The 21,639-nt window shown below is 70.2% G+C and carries 20 protein-coding genes; 6 read left to right on the plus strand and 14 right to left on the minus strand.

All coding sequences use genetic code 11. The features are described from left to right. Window positions 1-10: 10 nt before the first annotated feature. The gene (locus AB5L97_RS15310; RefSeq protein ID WP_369045304.1) at window positions 11-784 is read right to left on the minus strand and encodes a CoA transferase subunit A; all 774 of its coding nucleotides are present in this window, start codon (window positions 782-784) and stop codon (window positions 11-13) included. Window positions 785-960: 176 nt separating this feature from the next. On the opposite strand from AB5L97_RS15310, the gene AB5L97_RS15315 reads away from it, so the two are divergent. Further along, window positions 961-1,725, plus strand: a complete 765-nt coding sequence (locus AB5L97_RS15315; RefSeq protein ID WP_369045305.1) for an IclR family transcriptional regulator — start codon at window positions 961-963, stop codon at window positions 1,723-1,725. Between the two features lie 4 nt (window positions 1,726-1,729). Here the strand turns inward: AB5L97_RS15315 and AB5L97_RS15320 are convergent, their stop codons facing one another. Continuing rightward, on the minus strand, window positions 1,730-1,960 hold the full coding sequence (locus AB5L97_RS15320; RefSeq protein WP_307958895.1) for a hypothetical protein: 231 nt from the start codon (window positions 1,958-1,960) through the stop codon (window positions 1,730-1,732). 245 nt (window positions 1,961-2,205) lie between these two features. Here AB5L97_RS15320 and AB5L97_RS15325 point away from each other — a divergent pair, with 245 nt between their 5' ends. Next, on the plus strand, window positions 2,206-3,201 hold the full coding sequence (locus tag AB5L97_RS15325) for a squalene cyclase (protein ID WP_369045306.1): 996 nt from the start codon (window positions 2,206-2,208) through the stop codon (window positions 3,199-3,201). A 15-nt stretch (window positions 3,202-3,216) separates the two neighbouring features. On the opposite strand, the gene AB5L97_RS15330 is transcribed toward AB5L97_RS15325, so the two are convergent. Then, window positions 3,217-3,762, minus strand: a complete 546-nt coding sequence (locus AB5L97_RS15330; protein ID WP_369045307.1) for an ArsR/SmtB family transcription factor — start codon at window positions 3,760-3,762, stop codon at window positions 3,217-3,219. 18 nt (window positions 3,763-3,780) lie between these two features. Beyond that, on the minus strand, window positions 3,781-5,007 hold the full coding sequence (locus AB5L97_RS15335) for an acetoin utilization protein AcuC (protein WP_369047459.1): 1,227 nt from the start codon (window positions 5,005-5,007) through the stop codon (window positions 3,781-3,783). 162 nt (window positions 5,008-5,169) lie between these two features. Between AB5L97_RS15335 and AB5L97_RS15340 the strand changes: the two genes are divergently transcribed. Both AB5L97_RS15340 and AB5L97_RS15345 read left to right on the plus strand, forming a co-directional pair. After that, entirely contained in the window at window positions 5,170-6,579 is a 1,410-nt protein-coding gene (locus AB5L97_RS15340; protein ID WP_307958898.1) for a TrkH family potassium uptake protein, read from the plus strand. Further along, the gene (locus AB5L97_RS15345) at window positions 6,572-7,270 is read left to right on the plus strand and encodes a potassium channel family protein (protein ID WP_307958899.1); all 699 of its coding nucleotides are present in this window, start codon (window positions 6,572-6,574) and stop codon (window positions 7,268-7,270) included. Before AB5L97_RS15340 ends, AB5L97_RS15345 begins: the two co-directional genes overlap by 8 nt. Window positions 7,271-7,412: 142 nt before the next feature. On the opposite strand, the gene AB5L97_RS15350 is transcribed toward AB5L97_RS15345, so the two are convergent. Then, complete coding sequence (locus AB5L97_RS15350) at window positions 7,413-8,246, minus strand: uracil-DNA glycosylase (RefSeq protein WP_369045308.1); 834 nt, start codon at window positions 8,244-8,246, stop codon at window positions 7,413-7,415. Window positions 8,247-8,326: 80 nt separating this feature from the next. Here AB5L97_RS15350 and AB5L97_RS15355 point away from each other — a divergent pair, with 80 nt between their 5' ends. Then, on the plus strand, window positions 8,327-8,971 hold the full coding sequence (locus AB5L97_RS15355; RefSeq protein WP_307958901.1) for an NADPH-dependent F420 reductase: 645 nt from the start codon (window positions 8,327-8,329) through the stop codon (window positions 8,969-8,971). Between the two features lie 81 nt (window positions 8,972-9,052). Here AB5L97_RS15355 and AB5L97_RS15360 read toward each other — a convergent pair whose 3' ends face one another. Both AB5L97_RS15360 and AB5L97_RS15365 read right to left on the minus strand, forming a co-directional pair. Then, on the minus strand, window positions 9,053-9,874 hold the full coding sequence (locus tag AB5L97_RS15360; RefSeq protein WP_307958902.1) for an alpha/beta fold hydrolase: 822 nt from the start codon (window positions 9,872-9,874) through the stop codon (window positions 9,053-9,055). Then, window positions 9,871-10,695 carry an alpha/beta fold hydrolase gene (locus AB5L97_RS15365; protein WP_307958903.1) on the minus strand — a complete coding sequence of 275 codons (825 nt, stop codon included), beginning with the start codon at window positions 10,693-10,695 and terminating at the stop codon, window positions 9,871-9,873. Before AB5L97_RS15365 ends, AB5L97_RS15360 begins: the two co-directional genes overlap by 4 nt. Window positions 10,696-10,854: 159 nt before the next feature. Between AB5L97_RS15365 and AB5L97_RS15370 the strand changes: the two genes are divergently transcribed. Beyond that, window positions 10,855-12,360 (plus strand): HD domain-containing phosphohydrolase, encoded by a 1,506-nt coding sequence (locus AB5L97_RS15370; protein ID WP_369045309.1) that lies wholly within the window; start codon window positions 10,855-10,857, stop codon window positions 12,358-12,360. Window positions 12,361-12,487: 127 nt separating this feature from the next. On the opposite strand, the gene proC is transcribed toward AB5L97_RS15370, so the two are convergent. The 7 genes from proC to AB5L97_RS15405 all read right to left on the minus strand — a co-directional run bounded on the left by proC (window position 12,488) and on the right by AB5L97_RS15405 (window position 21,623). Then, window positions 12,488-13,336: a pyrroline-5-carboxylate reductase gene (gene proC / locus AB5L97_RS15375; RefSeq protein WP_307958905.1), complete on the minus strand. Its 849-nt coding sequence runs from the start codon at window positions 13,334-13,336 to the stop codon at window positions 12,488-12,490. Between the two features lie 395 nt (window positions 13,337-13,731). Beyond that, window positions 13,732-14,592, minus strand: a complete 861-nt coding sequence (locus tag AB5L97_RS15380) for a sugar phosphate isomerase/epimerase family protein (protein WP_307958941.1) — start codon at window positions 14,590-14,592, stop codon at window positions 13,732-13,734. A gap of 46 nt (window positions 14,593-14,638) precedes the next feature. Beyond that, entirely contained in the window at window positions 14,639-15,658 is a 1,020-nt protein-coding gene (locus tag AB5L97_RS15385) for a Ppx/GppA phosphatase family protein (RefSeq protein ID WP_307958906.1), read from the minus strand. 7 nt (window positions 15,659-15,665) lie between these two features. Further along, window positions 15,666-16,232 carry an SseB family protein gene (locus AB5L97_RS15390; protein WP_369045310.1) on the minus strand — a complete coding sequence of 189 codons (567 nt, stop codon included), beginning with the start codon at window positions 16,230-16,232 and terminating at the stop codon, window positions 15,666-15,668. Window positions 16,233-16,255: 23 nt separating this feature from the next. Beyond that, window positions 16,256-19,039, minus strand: a complete 2,784-nt coding sequence (gene topA / locus AB5L97_RS15395; RefSeq protein WP_369045311.1) for a type I DNA topoisomerase — start codon at window positions 19,037-19,039, stop codon at window positions 16,256-16,258. Between the two features lie 216 nt (window positions 19,040-19,255). Next, window positions 19,256-19,912: an ArsR/SmtB family transcription factor gene (locus AB5L97_RS15400; RefSeq protein ID WP_307958909.1), complete on the minus strand. Its 657-nt coding sequence runs from the start codon at window positions 19,910-19,912 to the stop codon at window positions 19,256-19,258. A 58-nt stretch (window positions 19,913-19,970) separates the two neighbouring features. Continuing rightward, window positions 19,971-21,623, minus strand: a complete 1,653-nt coding sequence (locus AB5L97_RS15405) for a DUF7059 domain-containing protein (protein WP_369045312.1) — start codon at window positions 21,621-21,623, stop codon at window positions 19,971-19,973. Window positions 21,624-21,639 lie beyond the last annotated feature (16 nt).

Consider the following 21,639-nt stretch of genomic DNA (forward strand, 5'->3'; position numbering starts at 1 on the left):
GTTCTGGGGGTCAGCCGGCGACGGCGGAGGGCTGGGTCTGCCGCTGCTGGGTCTGCCGGTGCTGGTCCTGCCGCTGCTCGGCCTGAGGGCGCGGGCGCGTCGTGGTCTGCTCGATGTGCTTCACGCGGTCTGTGGCCTGCACGAGCCGCTGGACATAGACGCCGGGTGTGACGATGTGGTTGGGATCGAGCTCGCCCGCTGGCACGACGTGCTCGGCCTCGGCGACCGTGATCCGCCCGGCGGTCGCCACGATCGGGTTGAAGTTCCGGGCGGTGTAGCGGTAGACGAGGTTGCCCGCCGTGTCCGCCGTGTGGGCATGGACGAGTGCGACGTCGGCCACGATCCCGCGCTCCCGGACGTAGAGCTCGCCGTCGAACATTTCGTGCGGCTTCCCCTCGGCGACGAGCGTACCCACGCCTGTCTTGGTGTAGAACGCGGGGATCCCGGCACCTCCGGCCCGGAGCCGCTCAGCGAGCGTGCCCTGGGGCGTGAACTCGACCTCGAGCCTCCCGGCGAGGTACTGCTCCGCGAACAGCCTGTTCTCGCCCACGTAGCTCGCAATGACCTTCGCTACCTGGCCGGCCTCGATGAGGACGCCGAGGCCCTCGCCGTCGATACCCATGTTGTTGGAGGCGACGGTGAGGCCCGTGACCCCGGAGTCCCGCACGGCGTCGATGAGGTCGGCCGGGATTCCGCTCAGGCCGAACCCTCCCACCGCCAGCGTCATCCCGTCCGTGAGCGTGCCGGCCAGCGCCTCGGCGGCATCTGTGTACATCGTGAGCATGGGCTCCTCCTCGAGTTCGGTGGCGTCCCTGATTCAGCCACGTTGTGGACTGTTCTGGTGAGGAGCCTAGGGCCGCTGTTCCTTGGGTCACAAGGGAGAAGGACTCCGACTGTTCACGTGATGGTCGGTGCGACCTAGAATGTCCACATTGTGGCGTGTTTGTTGTGAGGAGGCCGATGGCAGACGTCCAGGGTACGCAGGTCGTGGGGCGGGTTGCACTCCTGCTGCGGATCGTCGCGAAGGCGGGCGGGACGGGGCTATCCCTCCCGGGGATCGTGCGCGCCTCGGCCCTGACCCGACCCACGGTCCACCGGCTCCTCAAAGCCCTCGCAGCCGAGGGCCTCCTCGACCTCGACGAGCCGACCGGCCGATGGCACCTCGGCCCCGAGCTGTACGTCATGGGCACGGTTGCGGGAGGCCGGTTCGCCGTCGAGCACGTGGCGCGGCCGGCCCTTCGTCGCCTCGCCGAGGCGACGGGCGAGTCGGCGTTCCTCTCGATCCGGCGCGGCAACGAGACCGTGTGCCTCGCGCGCGAAGAGGGGAGCTTCCCTGTACGCTCGTTCGTGCTCTACGAGGGCAAACGGTTCCCGCTGGGCGTGGCCTCGGCGGGCATCGCAATCCTCGCCTTCCTGCCGGAGGAGGAGTCTGAGGCCATCATCGCCGACGACGGCGAGCGCTCCGCCGAGTACGGCCCCGCCCACGCGTCCGGGCCGCTCCGCGACAAGGTCGCCGAGACGCGCGAACTCGGGTACTCAGTCAACCCGGGCCTCATCGTGGAGGGCTCCTACGGGCTCGGCGCGGCGGTCTTCGACCCCGCGGGCCGGCCAGCATGGGCTCTCTCGCTCACGGGCATCGAGCCGCGATTCCGGCCCGGGCGCCGCGAGGAGCTAGGCGAGCTGCTGATGGCCGAGGCACACAGGCTCTCGACAGCGATCGCCTGACGAATCAGCCGCCCCAGACGTCCCCTGCTGCAAGACGCGCCAGATGGGCTCGGGCCTCCTGCTCGCTGACGCCGATCCGGACCAGGCTCTCGATGCTGGCCCGCTCATCGACATACGGAGCCGAGGTTCTGGGAGTCGCGGGTGTGTGTTCTGCGGGGTGAGGGGCGAGCGGACGGCGTCCACCGACCCGTCCAAGTGCGGTCGAGGTGGTGCGGTCGGTGGTGCTGGTGTGCATGAGCGGTCAACCTTGTCTCGAAGGTGCCCATCGCCGTGACGCCATCGTCGCGGCCTGTGGGCTGCTGCGGATACCAAGAAAGCTGTGGAGCCGGAAAAGGTCTGCCACACTGTGGTGCCGAGGTGCTGGCCTCATTCGTCACAAGAGGCGCGTCCTCCCTAGGATGCAGCGAAAACCACAGACAACAACAGAGGACAAAGTCCCTGCCCTGCCGCAGTTCCGGGGCGCAGGGCTAGGGTAGGACCATGCCGGACACGGTGACCGGGTGGCTTTTGGACTCCGACCCAGCGCTCCGCTGGCAGGTCGAGCGCGATCTGGCCCACGCGCCGTCGGACGCGTGGGAGGCCTCGCGAGCCCGGGTCGCGACCGAGGGGTTCGGCGCGGGGCTCCTCGCGTGTCAGGATCCCGACGGGCAGTGGGCCGGGGGCGCATACTTCCCCGCGGACTTCGACTTCCACGGTCCCGACGCCGCCGAGGGCGCCGGCCAACCGTGGACGGCCACCACATGGAGCCTGAGCACCCTTCGGGAATGGGGCCTCGAGGCATCCGCCCTCGAGGGAACGGTCAGGAAGCTCGCCGCCAACAGCCACTGGGAGTACGACCCCACGCTCCCCTACTGGGGCGGCGAGGTCGATGCGTGCATCAACGCCGCCACGCTCGCCAATGGCGCCTGGCTCGGCGCCGATGTCACCAGGCTTGCCCAGTGGTTCGTCGACCACCAGACGGCTGAGGGCGGCTGGAACTGCGAATGGGTCAACGGCTCCGTCCGCTCATCGTTCCACTCCACGATCAACACGCTGCGCGGGATCCTCTCCTACGAGAAGGCCGCCGACCGGCCCGAAGGGCCCGAGGAACCCGGCGATCAACTCCGGACCGCCCGCAAGGCAGGCGAGGAGTACCTTCTCGACCGCCGCCTGATGCACCGAAGGAGCACCGGCGAGTTCGTCCCGCAGGGCGCCACGGTCTTCGCGTACCCGTTCCGGTGGCAGCACACTGTGCTCCGCGCCGTGGACTACTTCCGCGAGGCCTCGATCCACGACGGCGCCAGCCCGGACCCGCGCCTCGGTGAGGCGATCGAGGTGATCCGCTCGAAGCGGCGGGACGACGGGACCTGGCTCCAGGAGCACCGCTACCCGGGCCGCGTGTGGTTCGACGTCGACGTACTGCCCGGCGAGCCGTCGAAGTGGCTCACGTTCTACGCGACGCGCGCCCTCAGTTGGTGGGACGAGGCGCGCGCCTGACGGCGCGGACCCGGGCTACTTCCGGCGGCCGAACTTCGGCAGGTTGGCCATGAGCTCCGTCGCTCGAGCGGCGGCCCGCTCGACCGTGCGCTCCACGGACCGCTGGATCTGCGCGGGACGGCTCGCTTCGGTGCCGCCTTCGTGGGTGTGGGGCTCGTGGGTGTGGGACTCGTGGATTTGGGACTCGCCCGGGCGGTGCACGACGGCGGCCGGCACCAGGGCGGCCTCCTCCCCGGATACGGTGGTCTCCTCAGACTCGGCCACAGCGCCCGGCGGGACAGCCGCGGCGGCCGGGGACCCCGGCGTCGTGCGCAGCGCGGCGATCCAGCCGCCGACCTCGCCGAGGGGCTCGACGCGGAGGGCGTAGAAGCGCTTCTGGCCCTGGGCGCGCGTGGTGACGAGACCCGCGTCGCGCAGGACCTTGAGGTGCTTGGACACCGTGGGCTGGCTCGCGGAGAGGGCCTCCACGAGTTCGCCGACCGCCTTGTCCCCCGTCCGCAGGGTGTCGAGGATGTCCCGACGTGTGCGGTCAGCGATGACGGCGAAGATGTCTGTCACCATGCCCCCAGCCTACCCACCTCAGTCGAACCACGGGTCGAGCCCATGGAGGGGGAAGACCTCCCTGCGCGTGGCCATGACGGCCCGGTCCACGGGATCGTTCGGGTTGAAGCCGATCTCCCACGACCGCCACCACAGGTCCGCGCCCTCGCCCATGAGCGCGGGGGCATCCTTGCCGTACTCGTCGCGCACATAGTCGCGCCAGGACTGGGGAGTGGGCGTCTGCAGGTTCACGGGATGCCCGGCGGCGATGCCCACGAGATGCGCCCAGGCCCGTGGCACGACCTGCACGACCTCGTACCCGCCGCCGCCGGTGGCAATCCAGCGCCCCTCGCAGAAGCGCCGGGCCAGCGCCGATACGCTCAGCGCCACCTCGCGCTGTGCATCAACCGTGACCTGGAGGTTGGTGAGGGGATCCAGGTGGTGGGCGTCGCAGCCGTGCTGGCTCACGATCACCTCGGGCCGGAACGCCTCGACCAGCTGCGGGACCACGGCGTGGAAGGCCCGCAGCCAGCCCGCGTCCCGCGTGCCGGCGGGGAGGGCCACGTTGACGGCCGTGCCCTCCGCGTCGGCCCCGCCCGTCTCGGTGGGGAAGCCCGTCCCGGGGAAGAGGGTGAGGCCGCTCTCGTGGAGGGAGATGGTCATAACGCGGGGCTCGTCCCAGAAGATCCGCTCGGTGCCGTCGCCGTGGTGCGCGTCCGTGTCGATGTACACGACGCGGCCGACGCCGCGGTCCAGCAGCCGCTGGATGGCTGCGGCAGCGTCGTTGTAGATGCAGAAGCCGGAGCCGCGGTCGGCGGCCGCGTGGTGCATGCCGCCGGCAAAGTTCACGGCGTGGACGGCGGACCCGTCGAGGATCGCCTCCGCGGCCACGAGAGAACCGCCCACGAGGCGTGCGCTCGCTTCGTGCATCCCGGCGAATGCCGGATCGTCCTCGGTGCCCAGGCCCTGGGTCGGTTCGGGCCGATCGGGGTTCTCGCTCACCCGGTGGACCGCGGCGATGTACTCGCGCGTGTGCACCGTCGCGAGCTCGTCGTCGGTGGCCACGTGGGGCTCAACAAGCGTCACGGTCGGCAGCGAGAAGAGGCCGAGCGCCTCGCACAGGCGGGCCGTGAGGTCGAGCCGCGCGGGGCTCATGGGGTGCTGGTCACCGAAGTTGTAGCTCAGGACCGACTCGCTCCAGGCCACGGCCGTGGGGTACTCGATGCGCCGGATTGCGCTTGGGGAGCCGCCGGCGATGCTGTGCACAGGGCCGGTGGCCCGCTGCTGCGCTGCGCCCTCGGACATGGGGCTAGGCTACCGGACCTCCACTGCGGTGCAGGCCACAAGGCGCCGCAGGTGGTTTACTGTGACACGAAGCCGCCGCCCGGGTCCTCTGGGCGACCAGTACACCCACAGGACACGCTTTCCATGGCCCAGACCAAGCCGACGTGGCAGCCCGCGCCCCAGCGCGAGGGCCTCGGTCCGCTCACCGGACTCCGCGACGTCGTCGACCGGTTCGCCGCCTCGTCCCCGGCACGGCTCGCGGTGCTGACCTTCTCGGTCGCCATCATCCTGTTCACCCTGCTCCTCGCGCTCCCGATCTCGTCCACTGACGGCAGGGTCACGCCGCTCCACGAGGCCCTGTTCACCGCCGCATCCGCGGTCTGTGTGACGGGCCTGACGGTCGTCTCGACGGCGGCGCACTGGACGTTCTTCGGGCAGCTCGTCATCCTGCTCGGCATCTTCGTGGGCGGCCTCGGAACGCTAACCATCGCGTCGCTGCTCACGCTCATGGTGAGCAGGCGGCTCGGCCTGCGCAGCAGGCTCATCGCCCAGGAGGGACTCAACACGAGCCGTCTGGGCGAGGTCGGGGAGCTCCTGCGCGTCGTCATCATGACGTCGGTCCTGATCGAGGGCTCGCTCGCCGTCGTCCTCACGGCGCGATTCGTGACGCTCGGCGAGGACTGGTGGCAGTCCCTGTGGCACGGGATCTTCTACTCGATCTCATCCTTCAACAACGCGGGCTTCACTCCCCACTCAGACGGGATCGTCCCCTACCAGCAGGATCTCTGGATTCTCGTGCCGATCGCGCTCGGGGCCTTCGTGGGCTCGCTCGGATTCCCCGTGATCCTCGGCCTGCGGCAGGGCGGATTCCGGTGGAAGAGGTGGAGCCTGCACGTCAAGCTCACGATCCAGGTCTCCGCAATCCTCGTGGCCCTCGGCAGCGCGCTGTGGGGCTGGATGGAGTGGGACAACCCGCGCACGATCGGCGCGATGAACGTGGGCAACAAGGTCATCCACTCCGTGTTCGCGTCCATCATGACCCGCTCCTGCGGGTTCAACCTCGTTGACCAGAACAGCCTGGAGGGCACCACACGGATCCTCACGGACGCACTCATGTTCGTGGGAGGCGGATCGGCCTCGACCGCGGGCGGCATCAAGGTCACTACCCTCGCGGTGCTGTTCCTCGCGATCCTCGCCGAGGGGCGCGGCGACCCAGACGTCAAGGCGTACGGGCGCACGATCCCCCACAGTGCACTGCGGGTGGCGATCTCGGTGATCGTCGCCGGGGCGACGCTCGTGCTCGTGGGCTGCTTCCTCATGGCGGCGATCACGGGGCAGTCGCTCGACCGAGTCCTGTTCGAGGTCCTCTCGGCCTTCGCGACCGTGGGACTGAGCACGGGCCTCAGCGCCGAGTCCCCGCCGGCCGGCATGTACGTCCTGACGGTGCTCATGTTCGCCGGCCGCGTCGGGACGATCACGCTCGCGTCCGGACTGTCCGTCCGCCAGCGCATCCAGCTGTACCACTACCCGGAAGAGAGGCCGATCATTGGCTAATCCCACCACCAGCACGGCGGCCGCCAGCCGGCGCCCCAACCCCTCGGCGCCCGTCCTCGTGATCGGGCTCGGCCGCTTCGGCGCCGCCACCGCCGAGCAGCTCGTGAAGCAGGGCCGCGAGGTCCTCGCGATCGAGCGGGACGTCAACCTCGTCCAGAAATGGTCCGGGACCCTCACGCATGTGGTACAGGCGGATGCGACGAACATCGACGCGCTGCGCCAGCTCGGCGCCCAGGAGTTCCAGTCCGCAGTGGTCGGCGTGGGGACCTCGATCGAATCGTCGGTGCTCATCACCGCGAACCTCGTGGACCTCGGGATCGAGCAGATGTGGGTCAAGGCGATCACCCCCTCGCACGGCAAGATCCTCGCCCGCATCGGCGCGAACCACGTGATCTACCCCGAGGCGGACGCCGGCGTCCGCGCCGCGCACCTCGTGAGCGGGCGCATGCTGGACTTCATCGAGTTCGACGACGACTTCGCGATCGTCAAGATGTACCCGCCCAAGGAGACCCAGGGCTTCACTCTGGCCGAGTCCGGTGTGCGGTCGAAGTACGGCGTGACCATCGTGGGCGTCAAGAGCCCGGGCGAGGACTTCACGTATGCCCAGCCCAACACGAAGGTCACGGGCAGGGACATGCTCATCGTCTCGGGACACGTCGACCTGCTCGAGCGGTTCGCAGCGCGGCCGTAGGACGCGCTGCACGGCGAGGCGGAGCCAAAATTCGCGCGACGCGGTGCGGCCAGAAGACGCACGGCACGGCACGGCCAGAAGAAGCGCGGCGCGGCCACGCGTCACGCCCGGGGCGCGCACGACGGCGCGTGGCGGCGAGCGCTCAAAGGCGGCGCAGCGCGGCGTCGAGCATCTCCTCGGTGAGCCTACCGGTGGAGGTGTTGTGCGGGCTGACGTGGTAGCAGCCCCGCAGCCGAACCTCTGCGCCGCCCGGGAGGCGCAGGAGCACCTCTGCGCCGTGCCCGAAGGCCGGCTTGGGCCGCGGCGCACCCCAGCCAAGCCGTCGGGCGGCCCCGAGGACCGCGTTCCAGCCGACCGCGCCGAGGGCAAGGATGGCTGAGAGCCCTTGGGGCGAGGCGGCGCTGAGGGCAAGATCACGGTCGAGCCAGTGCCCGCACGTGGCGAGTTCGGCCGGCGTCGGCCGATTCGCGGGCGGCGCGCAGCGCACGGAGGCGACCATGCGGATCCCGGTGAGTGCCATGCCGTCTCCCGCGGCGACCGACGTGGCCTGATTGGCGTAGCCGGTGCGGTGCAGGGCGGCGTAGAGCCAGTCGCCGGAGCGGTCGCCGGTGAACATGCGCCCCGTCCGGTTCGTGCCGTTGGCCGCGGGCGCGAGGCCCACGATGAGCTTCGACGCCCTCGGGTCTCCGAATGACGGCCCGGGCCGGCCCCAGTAGGGCTGGTCCGCGAATGCTGCCCTGCGGCCGCCGATTGCGACCGATTCCCGCCATTCGACGAGGCGCGGGCACGCGCGGCACACCGAACTCATCGCGTCCACGTCCTGGACCGAGCCCGCCGAGGAGGCGAGCCGCGCGACGTCGTGCGCGGTGCGCGCGACCGGAGTCTGGGCCGTTGCGGGGTCGTCGGGCCACCCGGTCCCGGGCGGAACAGGCGAGGCGAACGGCTGGCCCGTGACGGGGTGCGGATCTGCGCGCATGGGACTACGGTATGTCGCACCCCACGGCGGGTGGCCCCCCGGCGGGAATACGCCACCCCGGGCGATGGGTTGGCGCAGACATGACAACGATCGGAATCATCGGAGCAGGACACATCGGCAGCCAGATTGCGCGCAAGGCGGTGGGGCTCGGCTACGACGTCGTGATCAGCAACTCCCGAGGACCGGAGACGCTCGCTGATCTCGTCGCCGAGCTCGGTCCGCGTGCGAAGGCTGCGGTTGCAGCGGAGGCCGCCGAGGCGGGCGACTTCGCGGTCGTCACCGTGCCGTTCAAGAACCTCGAGCAGGTGCCGGTCCAGCCGCTCGCCGGCAAGGTCGTCATCGACACGAACAACTACTACTGGGAGCGCGACGGCCACATTGCCGTCCTCGACGAGGGGCAGGCCACGGTCTCGGGGCTCCTCCAGGAGCACCTTCCGACGTCCAAGGTCGCCAAGGGCTTCAACCACATCCGCTACACAGACATCACGACCGATGGCACGCCCGCTGGCACCCCCGACCGCCGTGCCCTCGCTACCGCGAGCGATTCGCCCGAGGCCGCGGAGCTCGTGACGAGGCTCTACGACGAGTTCGGCTTCGACACCGTCAACGTCGGGCCGCTTGCGGGCAGCTGGCGCGTGGAACGGGACCGCCCCGCGTACGCCGCTGGACGTCAGACCGCAGCCGAGCTCGAGGCCAACCTCGCCAAGGCACCGCGCACCATCTGAGGCGCCCTGCTCTGGGGCGCCTGCAGCGGAGGTTAGGGGCGCACGACGGCGAGGGCTCGCCGTCGTGCGCCTCTCGCCCTCTCACGACGCGGACTGCACCGCTGCGCGGTCGAGGAATTCGAGGAGGGCGCTGGCCAGGAGGTCGGGGGCGGTCATGTTTGCCGCGTGGCCTTGGCCCGCCAAGACTGCGATGCGAGCGTCCGCGAACCTCGCGGCAACGGACTCATACCATGAGCGGCGCTGCGGTTCGGTGGCTTCGCCGACCACGATCAGTACCGGCGCGGCAACTCTATCGGTCTCCAACGGGTCGGCAGCGTGCTCGTTGACCGCGCGCAGTTCACGCGGGATCGTGTACGCCGAACGGAGCATCGCGTGCCAGATGGACTGCGACTTGAGGGCTTCAATCTGCGCAGGTTCCATCCGGGCTGCCGCGGGCAGGAAGAGGTCGAGTGCCTCTTCCGGCAGGCCCGAGGTGACTAGCCGGTCGAGCTCGTCGATGAACGCACGGGGGATGATCTCCACTCCAGAGGGAGCGGTGCTGCCCTCATAGAGTGTGAGACTGCCAAGGTTCGGGATTCGGGGCGCAGCATGGACGGCGACGAGTCCTCCAAACGAATGGCCGTACACATGTACTGGGCCCGGGAGCGCGGCGGCGACCGCGACGGCGTCCTCCACCTCGCGCTTGGTGTCGTACGCCTCGGCGTCCCCGCTCGCGGGGCGTCCGCGCCGGTCGAGGGCTGCGACCGTCATGTGAGGCGCAAGCAGCGGAATCATCCGGTCCCACGCTGTGTGGTCGCACGCCGCCCCGTGGATCGCGAGGAGGGTCGGTCCGGATCCTGTGATCCACACCGCGATCGGGGTCCCGTCCGCCGAGGGCACCGTCTTGCACTGGGTCTCGGTCATGGTTCTTCTCCTGTCAGTGTTGGTTCGGTCATCCCGGAGGCGCGCGGACAGCCTGCCCAGAGTCTGGCGAGTGAGGCCGCGACGTGGTCCGGCTCGGTGCGGTGCGGCGGGTCGAAGTGGTGCCGACCGGGGAACACTTCCAGGCGGAACCGGGGGAACACCCCGGAGAGTCGGTCCGCGATCTCACCGTAGTCGTCCGGGTTGGACAGGGCGCCGAGGGCGAAGTAGACGGGCTTGTCGAAGCGCGTGAGTACATCCCGATCGAGGTCGTAGGTCGCGAAGGTCGTCAGGAACGCGCGGATGCCTGCCGGTCGCAGCGCCATCCACGGAGGCTGCTCCCCGCCCGGAACGGGCAGGCCGGCGGTCACGCCAGGGCGGACGCCGAGCCGGACGAACCGGGCCATGAACTCGTCGGGCTCAAGGCCCTCGAGCTCCTGGTACTGCTCCCACAGGGCCCGGTGCGCCGGACTCCAGCCCCAGTTCCCGGCCCACGCGGGCTCGAGGAGCGCCAGCGATTCGAGCCGCTCGGGGTGCTTTGCCGCGAACGCGAGGACAGAGGCTCCACCGCCCGAATACCCCACGAGGTGGAACGTCTCCCACCCGAGCGCGTCCGCCATGCGCGCGACGCCGGCCGCTTCCGTGTCGAGGGAATAGTCAGGTGGCGGCGTGGGGCTGGCATACACCTCGAGATCCTTGGATACCGCGTGGACGGATTCGCCCAGCCTGTCGTGCAGAGACGAGATGAGCGCCCCGTAGGCGGGCGTGGCAGGCAGGACGCTGCCCGGGAGGAGAATCGCGCGGTGGGCGGGGGACGTGTTCATGACCCAAGAATCCCGCACCGGGGAGTGGAGCGACATCGCGTGATCGCGCTATCTCGTCCATGCGGCAGGCACCCCCGCGTGGCCGGAGGCCAGCCGGACACGGGCCGGACACGAGGCTTGCCTCTGGTCGAGCCGCAATCTGGGGTCCATGATCAACCCATGACGCGCCCGCTTCGGCTCGCGGAGTTCATCGCGGCCATCTCCCTCGCTACAGACCTCGGCATGGGCCAACCGCTCGAGCAGTGCCTGCGGACGTGCCTCACGGCCCTCGAGCTCGCGGAGGCGGCGGGCGTGGAGCGGGACACGCTGCCTGAGGTCTACTACACCGCGCTCCTGCGCTTCCTTGGCTGCACGGCGGATGCCCACGAGACCGCGGACCTCGCCGGGGGAGACGACATTGCGCTCCGCGCGGCCATCGCGCCAGTCCTCGGCGCCCCGCCGCGGGAGTTCCTCGGAGCTGTGCTGCCCTCCCTCGCGGCCGGCCGAGGGGCGCCCGCGCGCGTCGCAGCCGCGGCGGGATTCCTCGCGCACGGAGCGGCCCGGCTGCGCGAGGGCGTGCGGGCACACTGCGAGGCCGCGGAGATGCTCGCGGTCCGGCTCGGGCTCCCGGACGGCACGCGGGCCGCGCTCGGGGCGGCGTTCGAGATGTGGGACGGGCACGGCTTCCCGAACGGGCTCTCGGGTGAGGCCATCCCGCCCGCGGCTCGAATCGTCATTCTCGCCCGCAACGTCGAGGTGATCGCCCGGCTGCAGGGGCCCGACGCCGTCCGCACTGCTCTGCGGGGCCGCGCGGGCCACTCACTCGACCCTGCGCTCGCCGCTCTGGCAGTGCGGAACCTCGACGGGCTCCTGGATGCCGCGCGGGCCGAGATGCCGTGGGACGAGGCGCTGCGCCGCGAACCCAGCCCGCGCGCGGAAGTCCCCGCAGAGCGGCTCGAGGAGGTCCTCGCAGTGTTCGGGGACTTCTCCGATCTGAAGGAACCGGCGCGCGCCGGGTTCTCGCGGGACGTGGCCGCCCTCGCGGCGTTCGCCGTCCCCGACAGCGCCGAGACCGTGCGCCAGACGGCGCTTGTCCAGGACATCGGGCGCGTCGCGGTGCCCTCAGGGGGACGCACGTCCCCCGCCAACGATGAGCGGCTGCGCCTCCACCCGTACTACAGCGAGCGCATCCTGGCCCGCACACCCGCAACAGCCCCGCTGGCCCGGCTCGCGGGAATGCACCACGAGCGGCTCGACGGCTCAGGCTACTACCGGGGCGCGAGCGCCTCGGAGCTTCCCTGGGCCGCGCGGGTCCTCGCCGCAGCCGATGCGTTCCGGGAGCTGCTCGTGCCCGCGGCAGGGCACACGCGCACCGTAGCGCAGGCCGCGGACGCCCTTGCGCGGGAGGCCCCTGGCAAGCTCGACCCCGATGCGGTGGACGCGGTCCTCGCGGCTGCAGGCCTGCATGGGCGGCGTGCTCGCACTGCCGCACCTGCAGGGCTCACGGATCGCGAAGTCGAGGTGCTGCGGCACCTCTGCCACGGTGCCACCAAGAAGGAGATCGCCTCAGCCCTGATCATCTCTCCGAGCACCGCCGACCACCACGTGCGGCACATCTACGCCAAAGTCGGTGTCTCTTCCCGCGCTGCTGCGACGCTCTTCGCGGTCGAGCACGACCTCCTCTGACGCAAGCCTCCTCTCGGCCGCGGCCCCAACGCACCCCGAGCGGGCGGCGGGATACGCGCGACGGCGACCGCTCGCCGTCGCGCGCCAGTCGCGTCAGGCGCGAGGCGCCCAACTGTGAGCCGCGCGATCAGGCCTGCTCTCGGGCGGCGTCGAGCTCACGGGTGATCTCCTCGGACCGGGCGAGCGCCGCACGCGCGCCGTCGGCGATGATTCCCGGGAGCCCCCGCTCGTCGAAAACGCGAATGGCCTGCTCGGTGGTCCCCCTTGGGCTTGTGACAGCCCTGCGGAGCGCGGCCGGGTCGGCGCCCGGCTCGTCGAGCATGTACCCGGCGCCAACCACGGTCTCGCGGGCCAGACGCAGGGCGAGCCCGGCGTCGAGCCCGAGTGCCTCGCCGGCCTTGGCCATCGCCTCGGCCAGGTAGAACGCGTACGCGGGCCCGGAGCCGCTGATGGCACTCGCTGCGGCGATCTGGGCCTCGGGAACCTCGACCACGAGGCCGAGCCCTGAGAAGAGCTTCACGACCTTCTCGACGTGCTCCCGCGTGGCGTGCGTCCCCGCGGACAGGGCCACCACGCCCTTGCCGAGCCGCGCGGGCGTGTTCGGCATGGTGCGGATCACCGGCTGGCCGTCGGGGAGGTCACGTTCGAGCTGCTCCACCGACACGGCAGCCGCGACGCTCACCACAACGGCGCCGGGCGCGAGGACGGGCGCGATCTCGCGTGCTACGGCCGCTACCCCCACGGGCTTCACGCCGATGATCACGACCGATGCGCCACGGGCCGCCTGGGCGTTGGAATCGCTCTCCTCTTCCGACGCGATCACGGTCACCCCATAGCGCTCGGCGAGCTCGGAGGCGCTCTCCCTGCGGCGGACGGTCGCGATGATGTCCGTCTTGGGGTACCCCGCTGCGAGCAGGCCGCCCATGATGGCCCCGTTCATGGAGCCCGTACCGAGGAATGCGATCAGGTTGCTCATGACCCCATCCTGCCAGTCGATGCCGACAGTTCGGCATTCCCAGCCTTTTCCCATGCTGGACCCGGGGTTCTCCCAAAGTCAGTCCCTACAGTAGGGACTACCTCACAGGGTGCGAGTGATGGGGCGGTCAGTCTCCCCCCAAGACTGACCGCCAGGCACTGGCAGTTCGGATGCATGGTCCCCTAACCTTCCCCGAACTGCCAGTGCCGAACTCATTTAACGTCAGGTTTCCAGGGCGCAGCGGGGTGGCACCAGCCGCAGAATCCACTCGGGGCACGCGGATCCGCTCGGGGCACAGGGATCCGCTCCTGGCATGAGGGCGCGCAAGCGCGACGCCCCGGGTCCGCGCGAGGGGCTCCCGCCTGTACCCGCCCGCCTCTACCCAGATGGCGAACCTAGATGCCGCCTCCGGCATCGAGCCGCGCACGCTGGCCCAGATGGGTCCGCGCGAACGCGAGCGTCTCGGCCAGCATCCGCTCCCGCTCTCCGGCAACCTTGGCCTTGCGGGTGCTGATCTCCGCGACGATGACGCCGTCGAACTCGCTCTGCGCCAGATGCGCGAGGCAATCGGCGACGCGCTGGGTCCCCTGCCCGGGGAGCAGGTGCTCGTCCCGGAAGGTGCGGCCGGAGCCGTCGGTGAGGTGAACGTGCCTGAGAGTGCTCCCGAGCGCCTTGATGGCCGCGAGGCTGTCCTCGCGGGCGGTGGCTGCGTGGGAGAAGTCCCACGTCACGTCCGTGTAACCCTGTCCCACGGGATCCCAGTGCGGGAGGTAGGCGAGCGTCTCGCGCCCGCGGACGCGCCACGGGTACATGTTCTCGACGGCGATCCGGACGCCGAACGCGTTGGAGAGATCCCGCACCCCATGGGCGAACGTCTCCGCATAGTTGCCCTGCCAACGGAACGGCGGATGCACCACCACCGTGTCACAGCCCACCTCGACCGCCATCTTGCAGGACTGGCTGATCTTGTTCCATGCAGAGCCCCACACCTGCTGGGTCAGCAGGAGCGTCGGGGCGTGGATGGAGACGATCGGCTGGTCGTAGCGCAGGGCCAGGTGGATGAGCTCGTCGGCCTTCTGGCTCGTCGAGTTGTTCGTCACCATGACCTCCACCCCGTCGTAGCCGAGGTCGGCGGCGACGGCGAATGCGTCGTGGACGCTCAGGGGGTAGACGGATGCGCTCGAGAGCGCGACGGGGATCCGGTCATTGGGGTCGGTGGAGCCCGAAGGCACAGAGGTTTCGATGGCTGTCTCCATTTCGGAGCTGTCGACGCTGGTCATATCCGGTTCATCCGCATCCGGTTCATACCCTTGCCCTCGCGGGATGTGTGCGCTCGGCGCGGAGCCGCTCGCTCTGGATCGGCCCGATGTGGGCCGGCGGCTCGAGGGGCCCCTCGAAGACGAGCTGGTCGAGCCGCCGGAGGATGAGCCCCTCGCGCAGGGCCCACGGGCAGATCTCGAGCTCGTCGACGTCGAACAGCTCCATCGCGGCCTCGGCGGCGAGCGCGCCCGCGAGCAGCTGCCGTGCGCGTGCCTCCGAGACACCCGGAAGATGCACGCGGTCCGAGGCCGCCATCGCCGACATCCGCTGGGCCCACAGGCCCAGATCGGTCCTCAAGAGGACGCGCCGCACGTAAGGTCCCGCGGCCGACGGCGCGGCGCCGGCGATGCGGGCGAGCGAACGGAATGTCTTGGACGTCCCCGTGACGAGGTTGGGCCTGCCGAGCTTCTCAAAGCCCTTGACCGCGGGCCGGAGGGTATCGCGGATGTACTTCCGCAGGTCCTTGATGCTCTTGGCGGTCGGCGGGTCCTGCGGGAGCCAGTCGCGGGTGAGGCGCTGGGCACCGAGTGGCACCGACGTCGCTAGGGCGGGGAGGGAGTCGTGCCCCATGGCCATCTCGAAGGATCCGCCGCCGATGTCGAGATCGAGGATGGTGCCCGCACCCCAGCCGTACCAGCGGCGCACTGCGAAGAACGTCATCGTGGCCTCTTCTGGGCCCGTGAGCTCCTGGAGGGTCACGTTGGCCTCGCGCTGCACGCGGTCGAGGACCGCCTCTCCGTTCGCTGCCTCGCGGATCGCGGACGTGCAGAACGCGAGGAGGTCCTCGGCGTTGTGGCGTCCCGCGAACGCCCAGGCCTCCTTGACGAAGTCGATGAGCTCGGTCTGGCCGCGCTCGCTGATGCTGCCGTCCCGCTCGAGGAACTTCACGAGCGAAAGCGGGCGCTTGTGCGAAGCGTAGGCCACGGGCTGCGCGCCGGGATGGGCGTCCACCAGCAGCAGGTGCACGGTGTTCGAACCGATGTCGAGGACGCCTAGACGCATGAGCCTATTATTCCCCGGCCTGCCCGGACTGCAGGTCCGGGTGCTCGGCGGGCACTGTCTCCTCCGGCGCCAGCTCGCCGGAATCCGCCGGGCGGAAGTCCCGCAGCACGGCGGCAATGTGCTCGGTGCTCAGCTCGAATCCGTAGGCGCTCCCAGGGTTGAGGACGAGGCCGAGCTCCGTCCCGAGATTCTGCAGGAGCATGGCTCCCTGCGTCTCGACGATGGTCGGAGCGTGATCGAGGAAGTCCGGCCGGATCCGCTGCCGGTGGGTGAAGGCCGCGACCACGGGCTTCCCCTCGCCGTTGTTCAGCACGAGGGGCTCCACGTAGTGGGTCTCCCCCGGCACCGGCTCGGGCACCAGGAGGCACACAAGGCTGTTGAGGAACACGAGGATCGACTGCTGGCCGTCGTCCTCCGTCCCCGACTCGCTGGCCGCCGCGAGGGATTCCTCGAGCTCGGTCAGGGGTGCCGGGTCGAGGTGCAGGGGCACCGCCCCGTTGGCCGCCCGGACACCCTCGCCGGAGGCTGCCGCGTGGTCGCCGCTGCTGCTCGCTGACACGTGGTCGGAGCTCATGCCGCGCCCGCTGTCGGCGGCCGTCACTTCGCGCCCGCCGTCGTGCGGCCGCCGGTACGCCGGACAGGCTTCTTCACGGGCCCCTTGGCCCGCTTCTCGGCCAGGAGCTCGATGGCCTGCTCGCGCGTGAGTTCCTCGATCGCGGTGGCCCGCGGCACGGTGATGTTGGTGACGCCGTCCGTGATGTATGGGCCGAAGCGGCCCTCCTTGACCACGATCGGCTTGTTCGACGTCGGGTCCTCGCCGAATTCTGCGAGAGGCGCCGCTGCGGTGCGCCCGCCACGGGTCTTGGGCTGCGAGTAGATCTCGAGGGCCTGTTCGAGGGTGATCGTGAAGATCTCCTCCTCACTCCCGATGGACCGGGAGTCCGTGCCCTTCTTCAAGTACGGGCCGAAGCGACCGTTCTGGGCCGTGATCGCATTGCCCTCCGCGTCCTCGCCGAGCCTGCGGGGAAGCGTGAGCAGCTGGAGCGCCTGCTCGAGCGTGACCGTGTCCAGACTCATCGACTTGAAGAGCGATCCCGTGCGGGGCTTGACCTTGACGGGCTTCTTCGGCGGCTTGGGCTTGCCGTTCTTGTAGTACTCAACCGGCTGCGCCGCGATCTGCTCGGGCGTCAGCTCGGGAATGACCTCCGTGACGTAGGCGCCGTAGCGGCCGTTCTTGGCCACGATCGTGTGGCCCGTGTGCGGGTCCTGGCCCAAGACCTGTTCCTCGGGCCCCGAGCTCTCCATGAGCTCGAGCGCCTTCTCGGCGGTCAGCTCGTCAGGAGCGAGGTCCTCGGGCACGTTGGCGCGCTCGGGGGCGGTGCCCTCCGGCGCGTCTGCGGGAAGGGGCTTCTCGAGGTAGGGGCCGTACTTGCCCACGCGCAGCACGATCCCCGGCGCGATCTCCACCGAGTTCACCTCACGGGCATCGATCTCGCCGAGGCCGTTGACGATCGTTGTGAGGCCGGGGGTCGTCCCGTCGCCGAAGTAGAAGTGGCTCAGCCAGTCGGAGCCCGCAGCCTGTCCCGCAGCGATCCGGTCGAGGTCCTCCTCCATCGCTGCGGTGAAGTCGTAGTCGACGTAGTTGCCGAAGTACTCCTCGAGGAGGCGCACCACGGAGAACGCGATCCAGCTCGGCACGAGCGCCGTGCCCCGTGCCCGGACGTAGCCGCGGTCCATGATCGTGGAGATGGTCGCCGCGTACGTCGACGGGCGGCCGATCCCCCGCTCTTCGAGCGTCTTGACGAGCGAGGCTTCGGTGTAGCGCGGAGGCGGTGACGTCTGGTGCCCGTTCGAGGAGATCTCGAGGGCCTCGAGCGACTGGCCCTTGGCCAGCAGGGGCAGGCGCCCGCCGTCGCCGGCCGCGGACCCGCCCTTCGTGCCGCCTGTACCGTTCTCAGTGTCTTCACGAACCTCGTCGCGGCCCTCCTCGTATGCAGCGAGGAAGCCGCGGAAGGTGATGACCGTGCCGGAGGCGGCAAACTCCGCGTCCCTGCCGGCGGCGTCGCCCGAGACAGCGATGGCCCCGAGTCGGACGGTCGCCGTCGAACCCTTCGCGTCCTCCATCTGGGACGCGACGGTCCGCTTCCAGATGAGCTCGTAGAGCCGGAACGCGTCGCCCGAGAGTTCCTTCGCCACCTGTGCCGGGGTGCGGAACGAGTCGCCGGCGGGGCGGATGGCCTCGTGGGCTTCCTGCGCGTTCTTGGACTTGGACGCGTACACACGGGGGCGGGACGGGATGTACTCGGACCCGTAGAGCTCCGAGGCCTGCCGCCGCGCGGCCGTGACGGCCTGGTCTGAGAGCGCGGTGGAGTCGGTACGCATGTAGGTGATGTAGCCGTTCTCGTACAGGCGCTGGGCAACCTGCATGGTCACGCGCGCCGAGAACCGCAGCTTGCGGGCGGCCTCCTGCTGCAGCGTCGACGTGGTGAACGGGGCCGCGGGGCGGCGCGTGTACGGCTTCTCCTCGACCGAGCGGACGGCAAACGCCGCGCCCTCGAGTCCATTCGCAAGCGCCGTGGCCGTGGCCTCGGTCAGCAGCTCCGCGTTCTTCGCCGTGAGCTGGCCGCGGTCGTTGAAGTCGCGGCCGGTAGCCACCTTCTTCCCGTCCACCGACGCGAGGCGGGCCTGGAAGCTCTGGCGAGCGTCATCGTGTGCGCCGTCCTCGGCGGCCGGGGCGACCGTCGCAACGAGATCCCAGTAGTCCGCGGCGCGGAACGCCATGCGCTCCCGCTCGCGCTCGACCACGAGGCGCGTCGCGACGGACTGCACACGGCCGGCCGAGAGGCCGCCAGCCACCTTGCGCCACAGCACTGGGGAGATCTCATAGCCGTAGAGGCGGTCGAGGACTCGGCGGGTTTCCTGCGCATCCACGAGCGACTCGTCGACGTCACGCAGCTCGGCCATCGCGCGCTGGATGGCCTCCTTGGTGATCTCGGGGAACGTCAGGCGGTGCACGGGCACCTTGGGCTTGAGCACCTCGAGCAGGTGCCACGCGATGGCCTCGCCTTCGCGGTCACCGTCAGTGGCGAGGTAGAGCTCGTCGGCGTCCTTGAGCTTCGCCTTGAGCTCGGCGACCTTCTTCTTCTTGTCCGGGGAGACGACGTAGTAAGGCTCGAAGCCGTTGTCGATGTCGACGGCGAACTTGCCCACAGAGGTCTTCTTGAGCTCCGCAGGCAGGTCGGAGGGCTGAGGGAGGTCGCGGATGTGGCCCATCGACGCATCGACCTCGAAGCCCTCGCCCAGGTACTGGGCGATCGTCTTGCTCTTGGCCGGCGACTCCACAATCACGAGCTTCTTGCCGGTTTTAGCCTTCGTGGCCACGGTACTCCTCGCCAAACTGCACATTCACCTCAGCCAACCCCGCCCCGGGCAGGCCTCGACGCTGGATCACAGGGGCGCGGCGGGGCGCCGCGCAAGTCCCTAGTTCACCATACGACGCCCCGAGGCGTGCAAGTGCCGCCCGGTCTGTGTGGATACCGGCGGCGTCAGCCGGGCGTCGGGCCGGTCAAGCGCCGGGCCAGTCGGGCGCCGGGCCAATCAGGCGTCGACAGCCTTGACGCGCTGCGGCCTGCGCACCGAGGGCTTCGGCTTCGCGGCGTCGCGGACTTCGGGGAGCATCGACCACAGCAGGTACATGCGCTCGGTTTCCCCCGAGTCACCGCCGGGGAGGTCCTCGTGCTCGAACTCGTCGAGGAGTTCGAGCATGCGCTGCTTGAACCTCGCACGCTGTTCGAGGGTGAGGTTGATGACGTTGCCCGAGACCATCATGACGGGCGAATCGTCCGGCTCGCCCTGCCGGCGCGCGGCCTCGCGGTGCTTCGCGTGGCTCGCGATGCGGGACCGGAGCGACTCGATCTCCATGTCGATGATCGCGAGGCCCGGCGTCTGGCCCGTGCTCGCCGTGTCGATGTTGAGGTCGGTGCCGGCGGCCATCCACCGCCGCTCGCGACCGTCGCCGTCGCTCGGGGCGTCCACGACGATGCCCCACTTCTTGAGCGCCCGCAGGTGATAGCTCATCGCGCTCGGGGTGAGGCCGGTGAACGCCGCGAGCTCCGTGGCGGTGCGGCTCTGCTGGCTCGAGTACAGCTCGTTGATGGCCTCGAGGCGGGCGGCATGGGCCAGCGCCCTCATGGCCTTGGGGTCGGTGATCCGGACCGGGTTGTCGGTGCGGGAGCTGCGCTTCTTCTCAGTCATGGTGCTTTTTCTTCGTGGTGATATTGCTGTGTAATAAACGCCACATTCAGGCACGATGTCAAGCTGATTTTTCACGATTCCGTGTCGCGCCGTCATGAGGGCCCAGGAAGCCGTCCGCCACGAGGTTCGCGGCGTCCGCGAGGAGGCCCTTCCGGAACCCGTCGTCGTCCCGCTCGAGCAGCGCCGCGAGCGCCGAGGCGATCTGCCCAGCGGTGAGCTCGCCGTCGCACGCAGAGACGAATCCCGCGAGCTCGGTGCTCATGAGGTTCGTTCGGCGGAAGCCCGCGCCCTGGCGCAGAAGGATGACGCCAGGGTGCTCGGCCCCCGGGCGCTGGTGCCGCTCCTCGGTCACGTCCTCGGCCACGACGAGCCGCTCCGCGCCGAGGTCGGGGTGCGCCGCAAGCCAGTCCGCGCGTTCAACGGCTGCGAGCCAATGCGGTCCGATCGGCTGCTCGAGAGGATGGGTCAGCTGCTCGAAGCGGTCCAGCCGCGCCTGCCCCGCGGCAGGGCGGCGGAGCCAGATGGCACCGAAGCCGATCGCGGCGGTGTCCCGGGCTGCGAAGTCTGCCAGGTACGCGGCGTAGGCGTCGTGGTAGGCGCGGGGATCCCGCTGCTGCGACGCGTCGGCCAGCCACGTCTCCGCGTACTGGCCCGGGCCGACCTCTTCTCGCTCCAGTACCCAGGCGTCGATGCCCTCGGGGACCCATGAGCGCACGCGCTCGTGCCAGGCGTGGCCCCGGCGGACCTCCCAGTTGCCGAGCATCTGGGCCGTCCCGCCCTCCGCGAGCACGCCACCGATGCCCGCCGCGAGGCGCGCGACGAGCTCGTCCCCGGGCAGCCCCCCGTCGCGGTAGGTGAACTGGCCGTCGGGGCTCTCCCCCTCGGTCCGGGGTGTAATGACGAACGGTGGGTTGGAGACCACGAGGTCGAACGTCTCCCCCGCCACGGGATCGAGGAGGGAGCCCTTGCGCAGCTCGAAGCGGTCCTCGGGGTGGGCCGGATCGATCCCGAGGGCGGCAGCGTTCAGCAGCAGGTTGAAGCGGGTGAACGCGAGCGCACGGTCCGAGATGTCGGTCGCGACCACGTGCCGAGCGTGCCCGAGGAGGTGGAAGGTCTGGATCCCGCAGCCGGTGCCGAGGTCGAGCGCCCGCTCCACCGGCCTGCGCGCGGTGGTCTGGACGAGCGTCGCCGAGGCGTGGCCGATGCCGAGCACATGATCGGTCCGCAGCACACCCGCGCGCTGATGGGCCGCGAGGTCCGACGCGACCCAGATCCCGATCTCGCCGTCCCCAGCGTCCCACGCGTAGGGCCGCAGGTCCACGGAGGCGGCGAGGCCCGCGCCGTCGTGCGTCTCCTCAGCGAGCCCCAGCGCGACGAGCCCGTCCGAACGGATCCCGGGCAGGACGGCGTCGAGCGCAGCGGCCTGGAGCGGCTGAGCCAGGAGGAAGAAGCGCACGACGGCGCCGAGCGGCTCCCGCACGGGATCCTCGCCTGCCGTTCGGGTCGTCACAAGGGCTGGCACGGGCTGGTCTCGGGAGAGGGCCGCATGCGCCTCGGGTCCGAGGAGCCGGGCGACGGCGTCGACCGTGTACCCGACCGCTGCGAGGTCCTGGGCCAGGGCGCGCAGGAGGTCCGGCCATTCGGAGACGGGCGTATCCGGGCCGGGCGTATCCGAGGCGGACGCCTCTGCCGGCGTGGTTGAGCTGGTCACCTGAGAAGTCTAGGCG

The sequence above is a fragment of the Sinomonas sp. P10A9 genome, assembly GCF_041022165.1.
Classification (GTDB): domain Bacteria; phylum Actinomycetota; class Actinomycetes; order Actinomycetales; family Micrococcaceae; genus Sinomonas; species Sinomonas puerhi.

Coding starts and splice junctions, on each gene's coding strand:
- AB5L97_RS15385 (WP_307958906.1), bottom strand. CDS start 15,658: ATGCGTCTAGGCGTCCTCGACATCGGTTCGAACACCGTGCACCTGCTG.
- proC (WP_307958905.1), bottom strand. CDS start 13,336: ATGAGCAACCTGATCGCATTCCTCGGTACGGGCTCCATGAACGGGGCC.
- AB5L97_RS15310 (WP_369045304.1), bottom strand. CDS start 784: ATGCTCACGATGTACACAGATGCCGCCGAGGCGCTGGCCGGCACGCTC.
- AB5L97_RS15340 (WP_307958898.1), top strand. CDS start 5,170: ATGGCCCAGACCAAGCCGACGTGGCAGCCCGCGCCCCAGCGCGAGGGC.
- AB5L97_RS15400 (WP_307958909.1), bottom strand. CDS start 19,912: ATGACTGAGAAGAAGCGCAGCTCCCGCACCGACAACCCGGTCCGGATC.
- AB5L97_RS15355 (WP_307958901.1), top strand. CDS start 8,327: ATGACAACGATCGGAATCATCGGAGCAGGACACATCGGCAGCCAGATT.
- AB5L97_RS15315 (WP_369045305.1), top strand. CDS start 961: ATGGCAGACGTCCAGGGTACGCAGGTCGTGGGGCGGGTTGCACTCCTG.
- AB5L97_RS15365 (WP_307958903.1), bottom strand. CDS start 10,695: ATGAACACGTCCCCCGCCCACCGCGCGATTCTCCTCCCGGGCAGCGTC.
- AB5L97_RS15330 (WP_369045307.1), bottom strand. CDS start 3,762: ATGGTGACAGACATCTTCGCCGTCATCGCTGACCGCACACGTCGGGAC.
- AB5L97_RS15325 (WP_369045306.1), top strand. CDS start 2,206: ATGCCGGACACGGTGACCGGGTGGCTTTTGGACTCCGACCCAGCGCTC.
- AB5L97_RS15390 (WP_369045310.1), bottom strand. CDS start 16,232: ATGAGCTCCGACCACGTGTCAGCGAGCAGCAGCGGCGACCACGCGGCA.
- AB5L97_RS15370 (WP_369045309.1), top strand. CDS start 10,855: ATGACGCGCCCGCTTCGGCTCGCGGAGTTCATCGCGGCCATCTCCCTC.
- AB5L97_RS15350 (WP_369045308.1), bottom strand. CDS start 8,246: ATGCGCGCAGATCCGCACCCCGTCACGGGCCAGCCGTTCGCCTCGCCT.
- AB5L97_RS15320 (WP_307958895.1), bottom strand. CDS start 1,960: ATGCACACCAGCACCACCGACCGCACCACCTCGACCGCACTTGGACGG.
- AB5L97_RS15380 (WP_307958941.1), bottom strand. CDS start 14,592: ATGGAGACAGCCATCGAAACCTCTGTGCCTTCGGGCTCCACCGACCCC.
- AB5L97_RS15360 (WP_307958902.1), bottom strand. CDS start 9,874: ATGACCGAGACCCAGTGCAAGACGGTGCCCTCGGCGGACGGGACCCCG.